Raw genomic sequence first — 16,081 nt, 5'->3', positions numbered from 1 at the left:
GTCTGAGAACAGCCGGGATCAGACCCAGCCGCCATCGACGATAAATTCCTGCGCGGTACACATGGCGCCGTCATCTGCCGCCAGGAACAACACCATGGAGGCAATATGGGCAGGCATCAATTTGCTGGGCAGGCACTGGTTACGTTTGATTTCCTGCTCGGCCGCTTCATCCACCCATAAATCAATTTGGCGCTGCGTCATCACCCATCCAGGTGACACGGTATTGACCCGTATGCCATGCTCGCCAAATTCGCGCGCCAGACCACGTGTCAAACCGACGACTGCCGCCTTGGCCGTGGCATATACAGGGTAACCCGCACCCTTGATGTGCCAGGAAATAGAGCTGACATTGATGATGGAACCCGCTCCTTTTTTCTTCATGCCAGGCAATACCGACTGGCAGGTAAAAAACATAGGGCGCTGGTTGATGGCGATACGTTCATTCCAGTATTCGACACTGACTTCTTCGGTCTGATGGCGCTGGTCATTGGCTGCATTGTTGACCAGCACATCAAAGTCACCGTTCTCTGCCGCCAGTTCAGCCATGATTTTTTGCAATGCCGGGATATCAGTGATATCGCAATAGCGGAACAGGGGAGCAGGCAAACCAGCAGCAGCCAGTTTGTTGCATAGTGCTTCGCTGGCATCTTTGGCGATATCTACAAACGCCACCTTTGCCCCCTGGTGGGCGAAAGCCATGACCAGTTCTTCACCGATGCCGGTGCCGCCACCGGTAATAAACACTGACCGCCCCTTGAGGCTGGCGTAGTGTGCCAATTGATTCATGCTATCTCCTGCTTGGTGTTTTATGATGCTGCTATTTTAAATCGACTGTGACGATTTCCTGTACTTATTGCATTTTCAGTTTACTTTTTTCCTAATACGCCATCATGGCGACGCCATATATTCGCGGCATTTTCATCACGCAGACCAACTGGCAATAAGGCTTGCGGCAAGTTCTGGTAGCAGACCGGGCGCAAAAAGCGATGTATGGATGCCGTCCCCACTGAAGTACTGCGGCCATCCGCAGTGGCCGGGAAAGGGCCGCCATGCACCATGGCCGTGGCAACTTCAACCCCGGTAGGAAAACCGTTGGCCAGTATCCGCCCTACCTTGCGTTCCAGCACTGGCAGCAATGTGCTGACCTGTTCAAAATCGGCTTCTTCTATCTGTACCGTGGCAGTCAACTGTCCTTCCAGCTTCTCAGTCACGGCGCGCATCTGGTCCACATCGCGGCAAACGACCAGCAATGAGGTCGGGCCAAACACTTCGTTCTGCAATGCATGCTGGCTAAGGAAGGTATCTGCACTGCTGACAAACATGGCTGGATTAGCCTTGCCTTCTTCGGCATCGACCCTGACCAGGGTACTGACTTCTTCCGCGTCGGCCAGGGCTTCTACCCCACGCTGATAGTTGGCTGCAATACCTGGCGTCAGCATGGGCGCGGGTAATACACCGGATATGATCTGGGTCGCCGATTTGACAAACCTGTCAAGGTCAGGCCCGTCCACTGCCAGCACCAGGCCGGGGTTGGTGCAGAACTGGCCAGCACCCAGAGTCAGTGAGGTAACAAAATCTTTGGCAATCTCTTCTGCCCTTTGCGCCAAGGCTTGCGGAAACAGAAACAGCGGATTGATACTGCTCATTTCTGCATACACGGGTATCGGTTGCGGGCGTGCTGCTGCCACCGCCATCAAGGCCAGCCCACCAAAACGTGAACCGGTAAAACCCACGGCCTGTATGGCAGGATGACGTACCAGTTCCTGGCCGATTTCATTGCCGGTACCTGTCAGCAAGGAAAACACACCGGCAGGCAAACCGCACAATTGCAAAGCCTTGACGATGGCACGCCCTACCAGCTCGGATGTACCCGGGTGAGCAGGATGCACTTTCAATACCACCGGGCAGCCCGCTGCAAAAGCCGCTGCGGTATCACCACCAGCCACGGAAAACGCCAAGGGAAAATTACTGGCTGCGAATACCGCAACCGGCCCCAGGCCGATTAATTGCATACGCAAATCCGGGCGGGGTGGCTGGCGATCAGGCAAGGCGCTGTCGATACGAATATCCGGCCACGAACCTTCGCGCAAGAGATCGGCAAACAATTGCAACTGACTGATGGTGCGGCCCCGTTCGCTTTCCAGGCGTCCGCGCAGCAAACCGGTTTCGGCCATGGCACGCTCGATCAGGCGATCACCCAAGGCCATGATTTGCTGACCTATGGTCTCCAGCAAAACCGCTCTTTGTTCGCCAGCGCAGGCACGAAACGGGTCAAATGCTGCCTGCGCCATACTGCAGGCGGTATCAATCTGTTGCTTGTCCACCGTATAAAAAGCCGGTGCCATGCTGACCATTTTGGCAGGATCAAACGCCAGGAAAGAGTTGCCACTCCCCTTTTCCGCAATGCCGCCTATCAGGGCTTCGCCAGTGATATTCATAGGGTTTTGACCTTGGTAAATTCAATCTTCCTGACAGCCAGGCGATTGCGTAATGCTGGCCCGAATGCGGGCGCTTCAATTTCAAAGGTTTCGCCAGCCTTGACACTGACGCCGTCGGCAAAGCTGAGTGTCGCCGTACCAAAGAAATGGATGTGCACATCCCCCGGACGATTGAACAAGGGATATTTGAAGTGATGGTATTCAAGATTGGCGATGGTATGCGACATATTCTGCTCGCCACTGACAAAGCTCTTTTCCCATCTTGGCTTGCCTTCGACATCATAAATGCGGGACGTACCGGCCACATGCTGCGGCAAATCACCTACCAGCAAAGCTGGCCCCAGACCACAGGCACGCAGTTTGGAATGGGCCAGATACAGATAATTCTGACGTTCAGTCACATGATCAGAAAATTCATTGCCGATAGCAAAACCTAAGCGATACGGTAAACCGTCATCACCGATGATATACAGACCGGCGATCTCTGGCTCTTCGCCACCATCCAGTGCAAAATCAGGCATATCCAGGCTTTGACCACTGGCACGCACAACCGAACCATCGCCTTTATAAAACCATTCAGGCTGCACGCCAGTAGCACCTTCGGCTGGCTTGCCACCTTCAACACCCAGGCGGAACATTTTCATGCTGTCACTCAGGTTTTCAACATCGCCGCCAATTTTCTTGTGCATGGCATCGCGTGCATCAGCACTGCCCAGATGCGTGAGACCGGTGCCGGTGACATAACAATGTGCATGATCGCGATGATCCAGCGGCGGCAACAAACGCCCTTCTTTGGCGATGTCTTCGTAGTTGTAGACGACCTTCCCCAGCGCCGCTGTCGCCAGCTTTTTCAGCCCTGTGCCAGACCCGATTGCAGTCTGTGCCAGCATATAGGTACTGGCATAGCCATCAATCACACGAATCTGGTCTTGCTCCAGTGCGCCCACCAGACGTGTACCGGCTGGATTGGTAAATTGTACGATTAACATATTCTCTCCTGAAGCGAATTGTTGACTCAGACTGATGGGTTCACGGTATTAATGGTGATACATAGTGGGAATACTTAGTGGGAATGCTTGGGCACTTCCGAACCACGGCTACCCACCAGGAAATCAAAATCACATCCCTGGTCCGCCTGCAAGACGTGATCAATATACAGTTGCTGATACCCGGTTTTGTTGGATGGTTGCTGCTTTTCTGCGCGTTTGGCCAGACGTTGCTGTATTTCTTCATCCGTGACACCCAGGTCCAGCTTGCCATTGCGGCAGTCCAGCGTGATCCAGTCGCCATCCTGCACGATACCCAGGGGGCCGCCAGCCATGGCTTCAGGTGCCACGTGCAATACCACGGTGCCATAAGCGGTGCCGCTCATGCGGGCATCTGAAATCCTCACCATATCCTTGACACCTTGTGCCAGCAGTTTTGGTGGCAAGCCCATATTGCCTACCTCGGCCATACCAGGGTAACCTTTGGGTCCGCAATTCTTCATGACCAGCACAGAATCTGCATCGACATCCAGATCAGGATCAAGTATGCGTTGCTTGTAATGTTCAAAGTCTTCAAACACCACGGCCTTGCCGCGATGCTGCATCAGCGCCGGTGTTGCGGCAGATGGCTTCAGCACCGCACCCCGTGGTGCCAGATTGCCGCGCAAGATGCAGATACCGCCATCGGCCAGCAAAGGGTTGTCCAGTTGGCGTATGACTTCATCGTTATACACCGGTGCATCCTGGCAGTTTTCCCAGAAGCTTTTACCATTCACCGTCAATGCATCCTTATGCGGGACCAGACCACCTTCGCCCAGGCGACGCACGACACCTGGTAAGCCACCGGCATAATAAAATTCTTCCATCAGGAAACGACCTGATGGCATCAGATCCACGATCGTCGGTGTGCCACGGCCAACCGTGGTCCAGTCTTCCAGTTCCAGCGGGACGCCGATGCGACCAGCTATCGCTTTCAAATGGATGACGGCATTGGTAGAACCGCCAATCGCCGCATTCACACGTATGGCATTTTCAAATGCTTCACGCGTCAGTATTTTGGACAGGCGCAAATCTTCCCGCACCATTTCAACGATGCGTATGCCAGACATGTGTGCCAGCACGTAGCGGCGTGAATCCACTGCCGGAATTGCTGCATTATGTGGCAATGTCGTACCCAGCGCCTCGGCCATGCAAGCCATGGTGGATGCCGTACCCATGGTATTGCAGGTGCCAGCAGAACGCGACATGCCCGATTCTGCCGCCATGAACTGATGCATGGTGATAGAACCCGCCTTGACAGCTTCATGCAATTGCCAGACCGCCGTACCAGAACCGATATCCTTGCCATCCAATTTGCCGTTCAGCATGGGGCCGCCGCTGACGACGATAGTCGGGATATCACAGCTTGCTGCACCCATCAGCAAAGCAGGCGTGGTCTTGTCACAGCCGACCAGCAACACCACTGCATCCATAGGGTTGCCACGGATGGATTCTTCCACATCCATACTGGCCAGATTGCGCGTCAGCATCGCCGTAGGACGCAAATTGGATTCGCCATTTGAAAACACCGGAAATTCAACCGGGAAACCGCCCGCTTCCAGAATGCCGCGTTTGACATGTTCCGCCAGCTTGCGGAAATGCGCATTGCAGGGTGTCAGTTCTGACCAGGTATTGCAGATACCGATAATCGGTTTGCCTTCAAACTCGTGATCAGGGATACCCTGATTCTTCATCCAGCTACGATACATGAAACCGTTTTTATCCTGGGTTCCAAACCATTGCGCCGAGCGTAAAGTAAGTTTTTTCTTTGTTTCAGACATCCGGTATCTCCTTGTTTTTATGACGCAGGGTCGCAACTGAACCACGCACCCGCGCTTAATATAGAGATACTAATGACTCCAACGATGTCTTTCCAATGACTTTTTATTTGCAACTGATACTGCAATTGATATCGCAGCAAGTCTAATTTTAGCCAACCATGAAAATAGCCAGGCCAACAGTCCAGCCTGGGAGACTGCGGCACCAGCTTCTGGCGCGATTAAAAATCCCGCACCTTCAAGCCTGCGCTGAGAATCGATAAATGGAGTTCGAACGATATTCCTCACCAGGCCGCAATATCGTCGAAGGAAATGCCGGCTGATTCGGTGAATCAGGAAAATGCTGGGGCTCTATGCAAAAACCACCGTGTAAGGCATACGTTTGCCCCTTGCCGCTAAGACTGCCATCCAGAAAATTCCCGCTATAAAACTGCAGACCAGGTTCGTCCGTCCATAATTCCAGCACGCGACCCGACACCGGTTCATGAACACGCACCGCCAGGCTGACTTCTTTTGCCGCTGCCTTGTTCAAGACAAAATTATGGTCATAGCCCTGCCCATAGGCCAATTGCGGATCATCGTCAGCGATGCGCGCACCAATAGCCGTGGCCCGACGAAAATCAAAAGCAGTACCAGCCACCGGCGCCAGTACACCCGTTGGTATCAAACCGGCATCCACAGGCGTATAGGCATCTGCATTGATCATCACCTCATGCCCCAGTATAGCCCCGCGCCCCGCCAGGTTGAAGTAAGCATGCTGAGTCAGATTGACTGGCGTAGCCTGGTCAGTGGCTGCGTGATAACGGATGTGGAATTGATTATCATCATCCAGTTCATAAGTGACCGTCACATGCAGGTTACCGGGGTAACCCTGTTCACCATCTTCACTGAAGTAACGCAGGCTAAGGCCGACACTATTACGCTTCTGAAACGGCGTCACATCCCACTTCACCTTATAAAAGCCACCACTGCCACCATGCAAATGATTGTCGCCATTATTGCGGTCCAGCTGATACAGCTTTCCATCCAGCGCAAAGCGCCCTTGCGCAATGCGATTGCCATACCGCCCTATCAGCGCCCCAAAAAATGAGGATTCACCCGTATAAGGCTGCAAATCGGCAAAACCCAACGTCACGTCCGCCAGCACACCATGCCGGTCAGGCGCATGCAGTTCCGTAATGATGGCACCAAAATCCGTCACCTTGACCAGCATGCCCTGGCGATTGCGCAAGGTGTACAGATGAATGACCTGCCCATCATCCAGATGACCAAAAACGCTTTGTTGCAGGCTTAAGTCCTGGATTTCATTCGTGAATTGTTCGGCAGACATCATGAGAGTTTATAAACTATGGCGAGGAAAAATCAGATTACCAGCGATGGCAGGCCGAGTCGCAACCATGCGGCACGGCGATGACTTCGGTATTTTGACAAAACGCAGCAAAAACACAGTGCTGCGCAGATATTGTTCCAATGGGCAAAATAACCCGACTGCATCATAAGCCGTGCCTAAAAATCCATCCAATCACATTTTTAACACTTTTGATATTGGTTTCGGTATCGCACATTGATCATCTGTAAACCAAAACCTGGCATGATATGGCGGCCATCAACGGCGCAGCAGTCAGGTAAGCGCGGGAACTTCTGGCAAGGAGGAAAAGTAGCTATTTTGAATTGAGCCATTTCTTTGCTATAATCACAGGCTTCGCTTGCTAAGCGAACAACCAAGCCGGAGAGGTGGCAGAGTGGTTGAATGTACCTGACTCGAAATCAGGCGTAGTAGCAATACTATCGGGGGTTCGAATCCCCCCCTCTCCGCCAAGACATAGTTGCAAGTAGTTTCAAAAAGCCCCACTCGGGGCTTTTTTCATAGGCGAAACGCCTTTTTATCGTTCCAACACATTCCAATCAATTTCCCCGTAGCCCGCCGCTCGGTGTGGTATAAACCATGGTACGCAAATTTACGTATACCATGACCCATGAAACTGACTATCAAAGCAGTGGTGGCGGCTAAGCCGCAGGACGCAGCCTATAAGCTGTCTGATGGCAACGGCCTGTATTTGTACGTGTCCCCGGCCGGCACGAAAGTGTGGCGGGCGAACTACGTGCACGATGGTAAGCAAAAGACTGCAACGTATGGCCAGTACCCTGCAGTCAGCCTGGCTCAGGCCAGGCAGATAAACGCTGATCGTAAAGCGGGTATGGCTGCCCAGGCCAAGGCCGTGCCGACGTTTAAGCAGATCGCAGAGCGATGGTTGGTTGTTAAATTGCAGTCGCTGAGTAACGACAAGCATAAAAAACAAATTCCTTCGACACTGGAAGAATATGTCTATCCGGATATTGGTGACAGGCCCATCGATCAGATTAAGCGGGCTGACCTGGTGGCGGTCGTGCAGAAGATATCGCGGATACCTGAAACCGCGCATCGGGTCGCCGGCAGGATTTGTTCGGTGTTTGATTTTGCGCAGGATTCGGGTGTGATTGAAAATCACCCGGCCGCTGGACTATCCCGCGTGCTGCCCAGCAATAAGGTTAAAAAGCCCCGAGGATGCATCCCGCCGACCCAGGGTGAGGTCAAAGCGCTGTTTGCGGCTATCGATACCTACGAAGAGTCGGTCACGTTGCTGGCCCTGAAATTCATCGCCCATACGTTTGTGCGGACTATTGAGCTGCGCGGCATGCGATGGTCAGAAGTTGATTTTGCAAATATGGTGTGGGTGATACCTGAAGAACGGATGAAACTACGCATACCGCACGTGGTGCCGCTGACCCGGCAGACGGTTGCGATACTTGAAGAGCTGAAAAAATATTCGTCAGAATCTGACCTGGTGGTTGAATCGCCCATCGTGCGCGGGTCAACGATCAGCGAAAACACAATGCTGTTTGCGTTGTACAGGCTGGGGTACCGTGGCCGGATGACAGTGCATGGCTTTCGCGTGCTGGCCAGTACGGTCTTAAATCAGCAACCACAGTTCAGCGCGGATGCTATCGAGCGGCAATTGGCGCACAAAGAAAGCGACGAAGTCAGGGCAGCATATCATCGTGCTGAATACCTGCCCCAACGCCGCGACATCATGACGTGGTGGTCGGACTGGTTAGACGCTCAATGTAATTGTTGATTTCTGACTCTGCCCACTTGTTCATCCGGCCCAGCTTCACCGGCAGTGGAATGGTGTTGGCTTTGATCAAACGCCACAGCGTTGTGTTGCTGACGCCCAGTTTTTTGCGGACATCAGCGGAACTGATCAGGCGGGTTGTTTGTTGTATTTGTGTTGTCATTATTTTCTACTCCGGAAATCCATCGTGTTGCACGCCATCCAGCAGGCGGCCGGCTACCTTCTTCCCGACTTTATGCATGATGGTCACAGGGAAAGTTCTAAAAACATGTGCATCCATCATGTCGCGGCCTGATTTTAGTTCGGTGCCATCCTTATCAAGGCAGATACCACCATTTATCCATTGGGGTTTACTGATCCATTGTTGGTAGTTGTCGTATTGACGGAATACTGCTGCGCCTGTTGATATTTGAAATGCTCTGGTATGCCACTCTCCCCATTGCTTAAATAAAAATGCTACTCCAGCATTGACGCATTGGTCGCGCAGATCGAGTACCCAGTTGGGGTTCATTGGGCGTGCGCCTGGTCCAGATTCACCGCCAACGATCACCCAGTCAATGCCTCGCTCAAAATCACCTTTCGTATCGAAGCCTTCGCCAGCGGTCCCGTTGAGTGCATTCACGATCACTCGGTCAGTTTGCGTTGCCAGCACTGACAAGTTGACGGGACCAAGCAGCGGCTCCATGCTCAAAAAACGTTTTGAAGCTGGTATCTCAAGCAGTTTAGGGATGTCGCGGTTTGCCTCTTGCTGGTTGACGATAGTTGCGCCTATCCAGACGTTTGGCCATGGGGCATCTTCCCAGCGCGTAAGCCCTTCAGACAGCATGCCGACTGCCTCATCCAGCATGGCACGAGCATTGCCAATCCGCTTCGTAAGCAGCAGCCAATCGAGATACGGTGTTTTCGCGATCAACTCAAACAAGTCTGCACGCCAAATGGGGTCAACAGCATTATCAAACACATCAGCCAGGCTGGCGCAAAACACGCGGGGTCGTTTTGGTTTGACGAAACCAGCTGCAAGCAATTGCTCGTCGCTCATGCCTGGATGTGCTGATACAAATTTATCCCAGGCCGCTTGCTTGATCGCAGATTGTTGGTTCCACTTTATCGGCAATTGCCAGTTGGCTGCGCTTGTCCTGCGGCGTGGTGCACCTGGTCCCCAGTTGATAGCAACCCCGCCACCGAACCGCGCATTGCGCGTCTCTGCATAGCAATGGTCGCAGCCTGGGCCTACTTTCTGGCATCCTTCCCAGGGGTTGAATGTGTGGTCGCACCATTCGATTTTGGTATTTTCGCTCATGGTTTCGCCTTCATTTCAGCATGTTCTTTAGCTATTTCAATTGCTGCTTCAATCTCTGATGCGATGTCATCATGACCGTCATCAAGCTGAATTGCATCACTGTATTTGTCAAGCAAATGAACAGTACCAGCACCATTTTCAAGATAGATGACTACCTCATATCCATCAGGCAATTCACCAGCGGCCCGTTGCATTTGCTGCCCAGTCTTCAAGCATCCTTCATCAAACTTTGATAGCTGTGGGGTGGCAATTTCCCGCATCTTTTCACGCATTCTCATGATGTCATTGCCACGTGTACCGTTTGCTTCCGTGCGAACATAATCAAGAGCCGTCACAACATTCGGAAATTCAGCAAGCCACCTATCTGCTTGGCTACAGAAAGTTCTCCAGCGATGAAGCTCTTCCAACTCTTTGCCTGCAATCCACCATTTTAGGTGATGAAGTATCCATTTTTTCATAGGTTAATCCTCCGAACTCAAAGCATCAATCACATAAGCAAAATGCTGATCAGGTGAAAGCTGGTGGCGGTCAAAATCAAAGTGAAAATCAACGCCACGGCGACAAACGCTGCAAGCATGAATGCTGCCTTCTTCCATTTTTTGCATGATTGTCACGACAATGCCGGTGCACGGTGTGTGGTGATATTCCAGTGCGGGCATGTAATATTCTTGGCCTGGCCCATACTGTTCAATTTCACGCATGATGATATTGACGTCAGCAACAGGGTAGCTTTCTCTCCCGCCTTTATCGCTGCGCGGGCCATTGTGGCTGATCAGTAAATGGGTGCCAGTTCCCGGCTTTACGACTTCCAGATCGCAACGTTGATTGACTTGCACACCCTTCAGCACGCGTGAGCGAAAAGCGAAGCGGTGATTATGCACGGCGGAATGTTCAAAGCAATCCCGCTTTGGTAAGTCTGGGTGCCATACATGCATGCGCTGGCCACCGCCCAACACCAACTGTATAAAACCAAGGCCGTGCAGGCTGATTGCTTCTTTGGTTGGGGTAAAGTCTTTTACTGTCGATATCATGTTCATGCTGCCCTCCTAAAAGTCTTAGTCAATTGTTTATCCACCGCAAATCCCCTGCGCAATGCCAGCCGGGCCAGCAAGGCGCGGTCGTGGTGGCTGGCGGGGCTTTGGCGTAGCAGGCCAAAGTAGCTGTTGGCGGTGGTGTGGAAATCTGCGTCTGGTGCTACGCGTAGGCGGGCCTGCGCTTCGCGTACTGTCCTGCGGCGTGTTGTTGTGTGCCATGGCTTAATGACGTGGCCGACAAAGTCCACTCCCCTGGTAACTGGCTGCAGGATGGTTTTACTGTGGTTGAGGCGTGCGCCTAAATTGTTGGGCAGCCACGCGTCTATCTTTGCCAGTACATCGTTCAGCCAGGGCGCTGATTCGTGCAGGATGATGAAGTCATCCACGTAGCGGATGTAATGCCTGGCCCTTAGCTGGTGCTTGGCGTATTGGTCCAATGCGTCCAGATAGACGTTGGCAAAAAACTGGCTGGACAGGTTGCCGATAGGCAGGCCCAGGTGTGCCGGCTGGTGGGTCAGGCGTTTGTGCGGCGGCACCAGTGCTGCCAGTTGGGCTGCGCCGCGCAGCTCGTAATTTTGGCGCGGATCGTGCCATAAGATGAGCTTGGCCAAGTCCATCCAGAAAGGCTCATCGATGCGTTTTGCGAGCTGGGTCTGCACGATGGATTTGTCGATCTGCACGAAGAAGTTGGCGAGGTCCATTTTTAAGTAGTAGACCGGCTTAGACCAGTTCTGCGATGTGCTGCGGATTTTTGCTTCCAGTCGCCGGGCGGCGTACAGGGTGCCGCGACCTGGTATGCAGGCGCAGCTATCGGCAATAAAGCTGGCGTAAAAGCGCGGGGCGATGTGGTTGTACAGCAGGTGGTGCACAATGCGGTCGCGAAAGTCCGCTGCCCACACTTCGCGGGCTTTGGGTTTGGTGACGACAAAACAAATAGATTTGCCGGGTACGTAGGTGCCTGCGGCCAGTTCGTCGTGCAGCTTGATCAGGTTGCGTTCAAGGTTTGCTTCAAATGCCAGCGCGCTGGGCGTGTTGCGCTTGCTGTGGCGGCAGTCGAAGTAGGCTTGTGCCAGTGATTCAAAAGAAAAGCCAGCACGGCCCTCGGTGGTACCATTTTTATCTGCGGACTGCGCGAGCGCGGTACGTGTTCGACTTGTTGTTTGTGTTCTGGTTGCCATTGTTGAAGTTCTGCATCCATGCGTAGTCGGGGTTGCCCGCGTTCTGCGGTAATTCATGCTATCCACGTCATCAAACCGAAGATCAGAGTCGATCAGTGAGACAACTGCGCCAGACCTGTCAGCATGTGCTGGTGGTGTCTGTGGTGCGCTTGGCGGTGGGCTTGTTGCGTACCCAGCGGCATGACCAGATTAAATTAATGAGCTCTGACGAGACTGCCTTGGCACTCCCGTATCTGGCTCTGGTACTACTGCGGACTTTCGCCACCCGTTTGCCTGTTTGCCGACCGCGTCTGTCAATTGCACTGCCTCTGCGTACTGTTTCGTTGATATGAAGCGCATGTCTTTACACAGGCGAAACAGAATCTCAGCGGCGTGGATATGCTCCAGCAAATTGGTCAGATGCACGGCCTTGTCCTGTGCGGCATTGGCGCGAGCGATCAAGATCACGCTTTGCACGCACAGCCCGCGAATTTCGCCACCAATCGAGCCTTTAAAATCTTTCGGCATGTTTTTGGTGACGTTAGTCGCGAGTTTCAGAAGCTCGTAAGCTTCTTTGTAAATGGGTAACTGGTGGTGTAGGGCCATGCTGGTAAAAAAACGTTTCGGGCTACGCCCGGTTAATCGAAATTATTCAATTACTCAATAATTAATCTGCGGACTGCGCGAGCGCGGTACGTGCACGACTTGCTGAGTGTGAACTGGAGGCCAGTGCCGAAGCCCTGCATCCAAGCGTAGTCGGGGATGCCCGCGTACTGCTCATTAGACCAGTACCATGCAGCCTCGAAATGTTCTTTGACATTGGCAAACAACAGGGATTGTTCGCGTCGCGTCGGCAAATCGCCGCCCACTGATTCCGCCCAGGCCTTGGCCGCTTCCCAGTTGAGTTTGTCGTCCGGTTTGGCTGGCAGCAATGCCAGGTGATAATCTGGCTGGCCGTCTTTACCCAAAATCAGGCCTGCGTAAATTTCGCCGGGCTTCAGGTTTTCTGCTAAAAATTGCGCTTTGCTCATGGCACTATTCCTTAAAAAAATCGAATCGGGCTACGCCCGGTGGCTGTGGAAATTATTGAATTATTCAATAACTAATAATCTGCGGACTGCGCGAGCGCGGTACGTGTTCGACTTGTAGCTCGTGAACTGGCCGCCATCGTCGAAGAGCTGCACCCAAGCGTAGTCGGGGTTGCCCGCGCCCTGCGTAGATGTCCAATACCACGCCAGTTCAAACGCTTCCTCGCCGCCATCCTGAAAGGCCGCGTCATTGGTCTGCGCTGGCAAGTCGCGTGCGTACGCATAGCCTGGCGGCACGCTGCTGGGGTTGTCGCCGCGATAGCAATAATTTTGATGGGCGGACGGCTTCAGGTTGCGGTAGCACAGTTCCAGTTCATCACGGGATGGCAGGTACCAGTCGCTGAATCCGTTGATGTCCAGGCCTTGAATATGTTGTGCAAGATCGCTACCGGCTTGCGCCATGGCCATGGCCTTGGTATTGGCAGCGCCATCGAAAAAGCTGGTGGCTGGAATGCTGCGGCTGGATTCGTTCCACGGCATTTCAATTTCGGTGGCTTTTGGCGCGACGATGATGGCGAAAATGTCGTCATTGATGCGGATGCGGCCAGCGTAAAAGCCGCCGCCGAAAGGTGTACCGGATACTGTGGGTGTTTTGATTGTTGCGGTGTCCATGGTTGCTCCTGTTTGGTTTATGCTGCTGGTTTTGACTGCTTTAAAAAGGCTTTTACGCTGCGGTCTCGGAATAAACTAGGCCACTATCCACGCGCTTTTGTACGTCGCGTATCACGTGCACCATCGTCCCTTGATTAACTTGTCCGCATTGTTCGTCGTGCGCTACCAGCGCATTGCGGATGGTGTCGATGTCGCCGCCGTCATAGCGCCACACGCCTGTGCGTTCGCCGCGCTGCTTGGTTTTAAAGCTGGCGTCCAATGCGCGCTTGAATAAGTCTGTGGCTTCTTCGTTAATGCCTTCTTCGCACATCACTATCCCAATGTTTAGACTGCCGGTGACGATGTTCCAGTCGTATTCGGTGCTGGCGCGTAGTGTCATGTTGTCGAATGCTATCCAGTAGCCCAGGGCGAGGTCAGTCAACTGGCCGCCGCTCATGGGCTGCTTGTCTGTCAAAATTCGCAGGCCGCCCATAGGGTCTAGCGTGCGCTGGCGGTACGGGCTTTGGCGTTTCTGTTTGGCGCGTTTGCTCATGCTGTCACCTGAGCGCGGGTGAGGTTATAAAAGCGCGACAGGAATTTCATTCGGGCTGTTCTGGCGTCCCACGGGACGATCTGTTCTTGCAGCGGCTGGATGTCGGTACCGGCAAACCAGTTGTCGTCATGCGTCGGCATCAGGTCGCGCTGTTCTGTCGCCAGCATGATCAGGTCTGCACGCTTGATCCATGGGTCGTTCTGCCGGGTCAGTCCGAAGTGTTTGTTGATGGCGTCTTCGACTTGGGTTTCAATGACCGCGTAATCGGGCAACAGACATTTGAGGGGTTTCGACACATCGCCGATGTATGCTTCTGCTGCGTCGTGCAACAAACCATCCAGTGCCAGGTGAGGTGGTACGACAAATGACACGTGGTAGCAGTGTTGCGCGACGCTGTAAAACTGCGATGAATGGCCGGTGAAGCGGCAGATATGCGACAGCGCATGGGCAATCGTGTCGATGCTGATGATGCTTTCACCTGGCGCTGTGAAATTGAAGTACGTGCCGCCAGATGTCAGGATGGTTGGTGTCATGATACTTTCCTCAAATTTACTACCGGCTCACTGCACATGCAGCCTGGCAGATGTGCGCCATGCAGTTCAATCACTGCATGGCGCTGGCCGTTGCTGATGTCGCTGGTAAAAGTCTTGATCACGCCGTGTACCTGCCCAAGGATGTGGCAGGTAAAGGCGACGTGATCGCCTTCGGTAAAGCTGGTGGTCATGCTTTACCGAGTAGTACTGTGTAGCCTGAATCGTCCCGAACCTTTTGTACGTAGTCTTCAAAACCCGATTCGATGACGTTTTCAACGCGGTCCAGCTCATACCAGAATTTGACCTTGGAATGACCCAGCCGGTATTTCAGCCTTGCGCGGACTTTGAAGCCTTCACCGTTTTTGAACATGCGTATGCCGATGGTGAAGCCGACCGGTATTTCAATAGTGCCGGCACCCGCGCTGGCGTTGATTGTTTCGTTGTACAGAAACTGCACCTGGCCGTTGTCCAGGCGAAGTGCTTTGGAAAAAGCGACTTCTTTCTTTGCTTGCAGGGTCAGGGCAACAGCCAGCAAAGCATCGCCAGATGGTTCGAAAATATCCGCGATGTTGTCTTCCAAGAAATCGGCAAATTCTTCTTGCTCCATTTCTTTTTTATTGCGGTCAAGCCAGATTTTTGCCTCGCGGCTCAGCTCGGCATTGTAGGTAGCGCGATGGTCTTGCCAGCCGCCCACGACATCTTTCTGGTGATTGAATACGGCAGTCAGTCTGCGGGCGTCCACATCGGCAAATATGTAGCCCGTTGCTTCGCTGGCCTGATCGCGCACAAACTGCAGGAAGCTAGCCGTGTCGTTTAAAACAGTTGTGCCTTTCTTGCGGTTCGGATTCGCTTGCGCTTTCTCTATGATGTCGGTGACATCTTCGTGGCGGTACTTGTCCGGATAAATCAGATGCGTCGTACCGCCGATTTCTTGCGACGACACAGAAGCATGTGCCAGTTCGGTAATGCGGTCGATGGTGTCCGCGCTGATGTGCAACTGATCCGCTGTGGTAGTGATCAGAGCCCCAGGTTGTGCTGTTGGTTGGTCAGACATTATTTAGCTTCCTTAAAATTGATTGGTGCTGGTTGAGATGCGTCACGCAATTCGAGATTGCCTTGACGTGGATGGTTGCGGGACAGTTCGCCGTCTTCTGTCAGCCAGAACACATCTTCGCCCCGGTCTGGCTTGGGCATAGTGACGGTGATAGCGTCGGCGATGAAAATCTTGTCTACGTCCTGGCCACGACCGGTCGGCTTGACCTTGAGTTTTAAGGTGACTTCGCCACCTTTGCCGGTCGCTTTGACGCTGTCTATCAACTCGCCAAATACTTTTGACAGTTCGGCATTGACGCGACCGTCGCGTAGGTCTTGCAGGGTGACTGCAAATGATTTGTTGCTCACGGTGACTCCTTTGGTTGGCAAAAATAAATCGAGCGCTTCGCGCTTGGTTGTGGATGGTTAAATTATTGAA

Annotated in this window: 19 protein-coding genes and 1 tRNA gene; 2 read left to right on the top strand and 18 right to left on the bottom strand. The window is 53.1% G+C overall.

Annotated features, from left to right (window positions below; genetic code table 11):
• Window positions 1-18: 18 nt before the first annotated feature.
• The 5 genes from ACO0K9_RS01170 to ACO0K9_RS01150 all read right to left on the bottom strand — a co-directional run bounded on the left by ACO0K9_RS01170 (window position 19) and on the right by ACO0K9_RS01150 (window position 6,571).
• Window positions 19-786 (bottom strand): SDR family NAD(P)-dependent oxidoreductase, encoded by a 768-nt coding sequence (locus ACO0K9_RS01170; RefSeq protein ID WP_422980934.1) that lies wholly within the window; start codon window positions 784-786, stop codon window positions 19-21.
• Between the two features lie 80 nt (window positions 787-866).
• On the bottom strand, window positions 867-2,438 hold the full coding sequence (locus tag ACO0K9_RS01165; RefSeq protein ID WP_422980932.1) for an aldehyde dehydrogenase (NADP(+)): 1,572 nt from the start codon (window positions 2,436-2,438) through the stop codon (window positions 867-869).
• Window positions 2,435-3,427, bottom strand: coding sequence for an AraD1 family protein (gene araD1, locus ACO0K9_RS01160; protein ID WP_422980930.1), 993 nt, complete (start codon window positions 3,425-3,427; stop codon window positions 2,435-2,437). Before araD1 ends, ACO0K9_RS01165 begins: the two co-directional genes overlap by 4 nt.
• Before the next feature lie 74 nt (window positions 3,428-3,501).
• Complete coding sequence (locus ACO0K9_RS01155; RefSeq protein ID WP_422980928.1) at window positions 3,502-5,244, bottom strand: IlvD/Edd family dehydratase; 1,743 nt, start codon at window positions 5,242-5,244, stop codon at window positions 3,502-3,504.
• A gap of 235 nt (window positions 5,245-5,479) precedes the next feature.
• Entirely contained in the window at window positions 5,480-6,571 is a 1,092-nt protein-coding gene (locus tag ACO0K9_RS01150) for an aldose epimerase family protein (RefSeq protein WP_422980926.1), read from the bottom strand.
• Between the two features lie 398 nt (window positions 6,572-6,969).
• Here ACO0K9_RS01150 and ACO0K9_RS01145 point away from each other — a divergent pair.
• Both ACO0K9_RS01145 and ACO0K9_RS01140 read left to right on the top strand, forming a co-directional pair.
• Window positions 6,970-7,059, top strand: a tRNA-Ser gene (locus ACO0K9_RS01145).
• A gap of 158 nt (window positions 7,060-7,217) precedes the next feature.
• On the top strand, window positions 7,218-8,357 hold the full coding sequence (locus ACO0K9_RS01140) for a tyrosine-type recombinase/integrase (protein WP_422980924.1): 1,140 nt from the start codon (window positions 7,218-7,220) through the stop codon (window positions 8,355-8,357).
• Here ACO0K9_RS01140 and ACO0K9_RS01135 read toward each other — a convergent pair.
• From ACO0K9_RS01135 to ACO0K9_RS01075, 13 genes are all read right to left on the bottom strand, one after another.
• On the bottom strand, window positions 8,311-8,517 hold the full coding sequence (locus ACO0K9_RS01135) for a helix-turn-helix transcriptional regulator (RefSeq protein ID WP_422980922.1): 207 nt from the start codon (window positions 8,515-8,517) through the stop codon (window positions 8,311-8,313). The genes ACO0K9_RS01140 and ACO0K9_RS01135 overlap by 47 nt on opposite strands.
• A gap of 6 nt (window positions 8,518-8,523) precedes the next feature.
• Window positions 8,524-9,654: a phage Gp37/Gp68 family protein gene (locus ACO0K9_RS01130; protein WP_422980920.1), complete on the bottom strand. Its 1,131-nt coding sequence runs from the start codon at window positions 9,652-9,654 to the stop codon at window positions 8,524-8,526.
• Window positions 9,651-10,112, bottom strand: coding sequence for a hypothetical protein (locus ACO0K9_RS01125; protein ID WP_422980918.1), 462 nt, complete (start codon window positions 10,110-10,112; stop codon window positions 9,651-9,653). Before ACO0K9_RS01125 ends, ACO0K9_RS01130 begins: the two co-directional genes overlap by 4 nt.
• Before the next feature lie 3 nt (window positions 10,113-10,115).
• The gene (locus ACO0K9_RS01120) at window positions 10,116-10,691 is read right to left on the bottom strand and encodes a hypothetical protein (RefSeq protein ID WP_422980916.1); all 576 of its coding nucleotides are present in this window, start codon (window positions 10,689-10,691) and stop codon (window positions 10,116-10,118) included.
• Window positions 10,688-11,866, bottom strand: a complete 1,179-nt coding sequence (locus tag ACO0K9_RS01115) for an RNA-directed DNA polymerase (protein WP_422980914.1) — start codon at window positions 11,864-11,866, stop codon at window positions 10,688-10,690. Before ACO0K9_RS01115 ends, ACO0K9_RS01120 begins: the two co-directional genes overlap by 4 nt.
• Window positions 11,867-12,055: 189 nt before the next feature.
• Window positions 12,056-12,451: a four helix bundle protein gene (locus tag ACO0K9_RS01110; RefSeq protein WP_422980912.1), complete on the bottom strand. Its 396-nt coding sequence runs from the start codon at window positions 12,449-12,451 to the stop codon at window positions 12,056-12,058.
• Between the two features lie 50 nt (window positions 12,452-12,501).
• A complete protein-coding gene (locus ACO0K9_RS01105) occupies window positions 12,502-12,876 on the bottom strand; it encodes a DUF1566 domain-containing protein (protein WP_422980910.1) in 375 nt (124 codons plus the stop codon).
• Window positions 12,877-12,936: 60 nt separating this feature from the next.
• On the bottom strand, window positions 12,937-13,545 hold the full coding sequence (locus tag ACO0K9_RS01100; RefSeq protein WP_422980908.1) for a DUF1566 domain-containing protein: 609 nt from the start codon (window positions 13,543-13,545) through the stop codon (window positions 12,937-12,939).
• 52 nt (window positions 13,546-13,597) lie between these two features.
• The gene (locus ACO0K9_RS01095) at window positions 13,598-14,077 is read right to left on the bottom strand and encodes a hypothetical protein (protein ID WP_422980906.1); all 480 of its coding nucleotides are present in this window, start codon (window positions 14,075-14,077) and stop codon (window positions 13,598-13,600) included.
• A complete protein-coding gene (locus ACO0K9_RS01090) occupies window positions 14,074-14,610 on the bottom strand; it encodes a metal-dependent phosphohydrolase (protein WP_422980904.1) in 537 nt (178 codons plus the stop codon). The genes ACO0K9_RS01095 and ACO0K9_RS01090 overlap by 4 nt, the downstream gene beginning before the upstream one ends.
• On the bottom strand, window positions 14,607-14,801 hold the full coding sequence (locus tag ACO0K9_RS01085; protein ID WP_422980902.1) for a hypothetical protein: 195 nt from the start codon (window positions 14,799-14,801) through the stop codon (window positions 14,607-14,609). Before ACO0K9_RS01085 ends, ACO0K9_RS01090 begins: the two co-directional genes overlap by 4 nt.
• Window positions 14,798-15,664, bottom strand: a complete 867-nt coding sequence (locus ACO0K9_RS01080) for a DUF2303 family protein (protein WP_422980900.1) — start codon at window positions 15,662-15,664, stop codon at window positions 14,798-14,800. The genes ACO0K9_RS01085 and ACO0K9_RS01080 overlap by 4 nt, the downstream gene beginning before the upstream one ends.
• On the bottom strand, window positions 15,664-16,011 hold the full coding sequence (locus ACO0K9_RS01075; RefSeq protein WP_422980898.1) for a hypothetical protein: 348 nt from the start codon (window positions 16,009-16,011) through the stop codon (window positions 15,664-15,666). Before ACO0K9_RS01075 ends, ACO0K9_RS01080 begins: the two co-directional genes overlap by 1 nt.
• Between the last annotated feature and the right edge of the window lie 70 nt (window positions 16,012-16,081).

This window comes from Undibacterium sp. Ji50W, assembly GCF_049340445.1.
In the GTDB taxonomy this organism is placed as follows: domain Bacteria; phylum Pseudomonadota; class Gammaproteobacteria; order Burkholderiales; family Burkholderiaceae_D; genus Undibacterium.
Note: the sequence above shows the minus strand (reverse complement) of the source record. Positions and strands in the feature narration are given on the sequence as shown.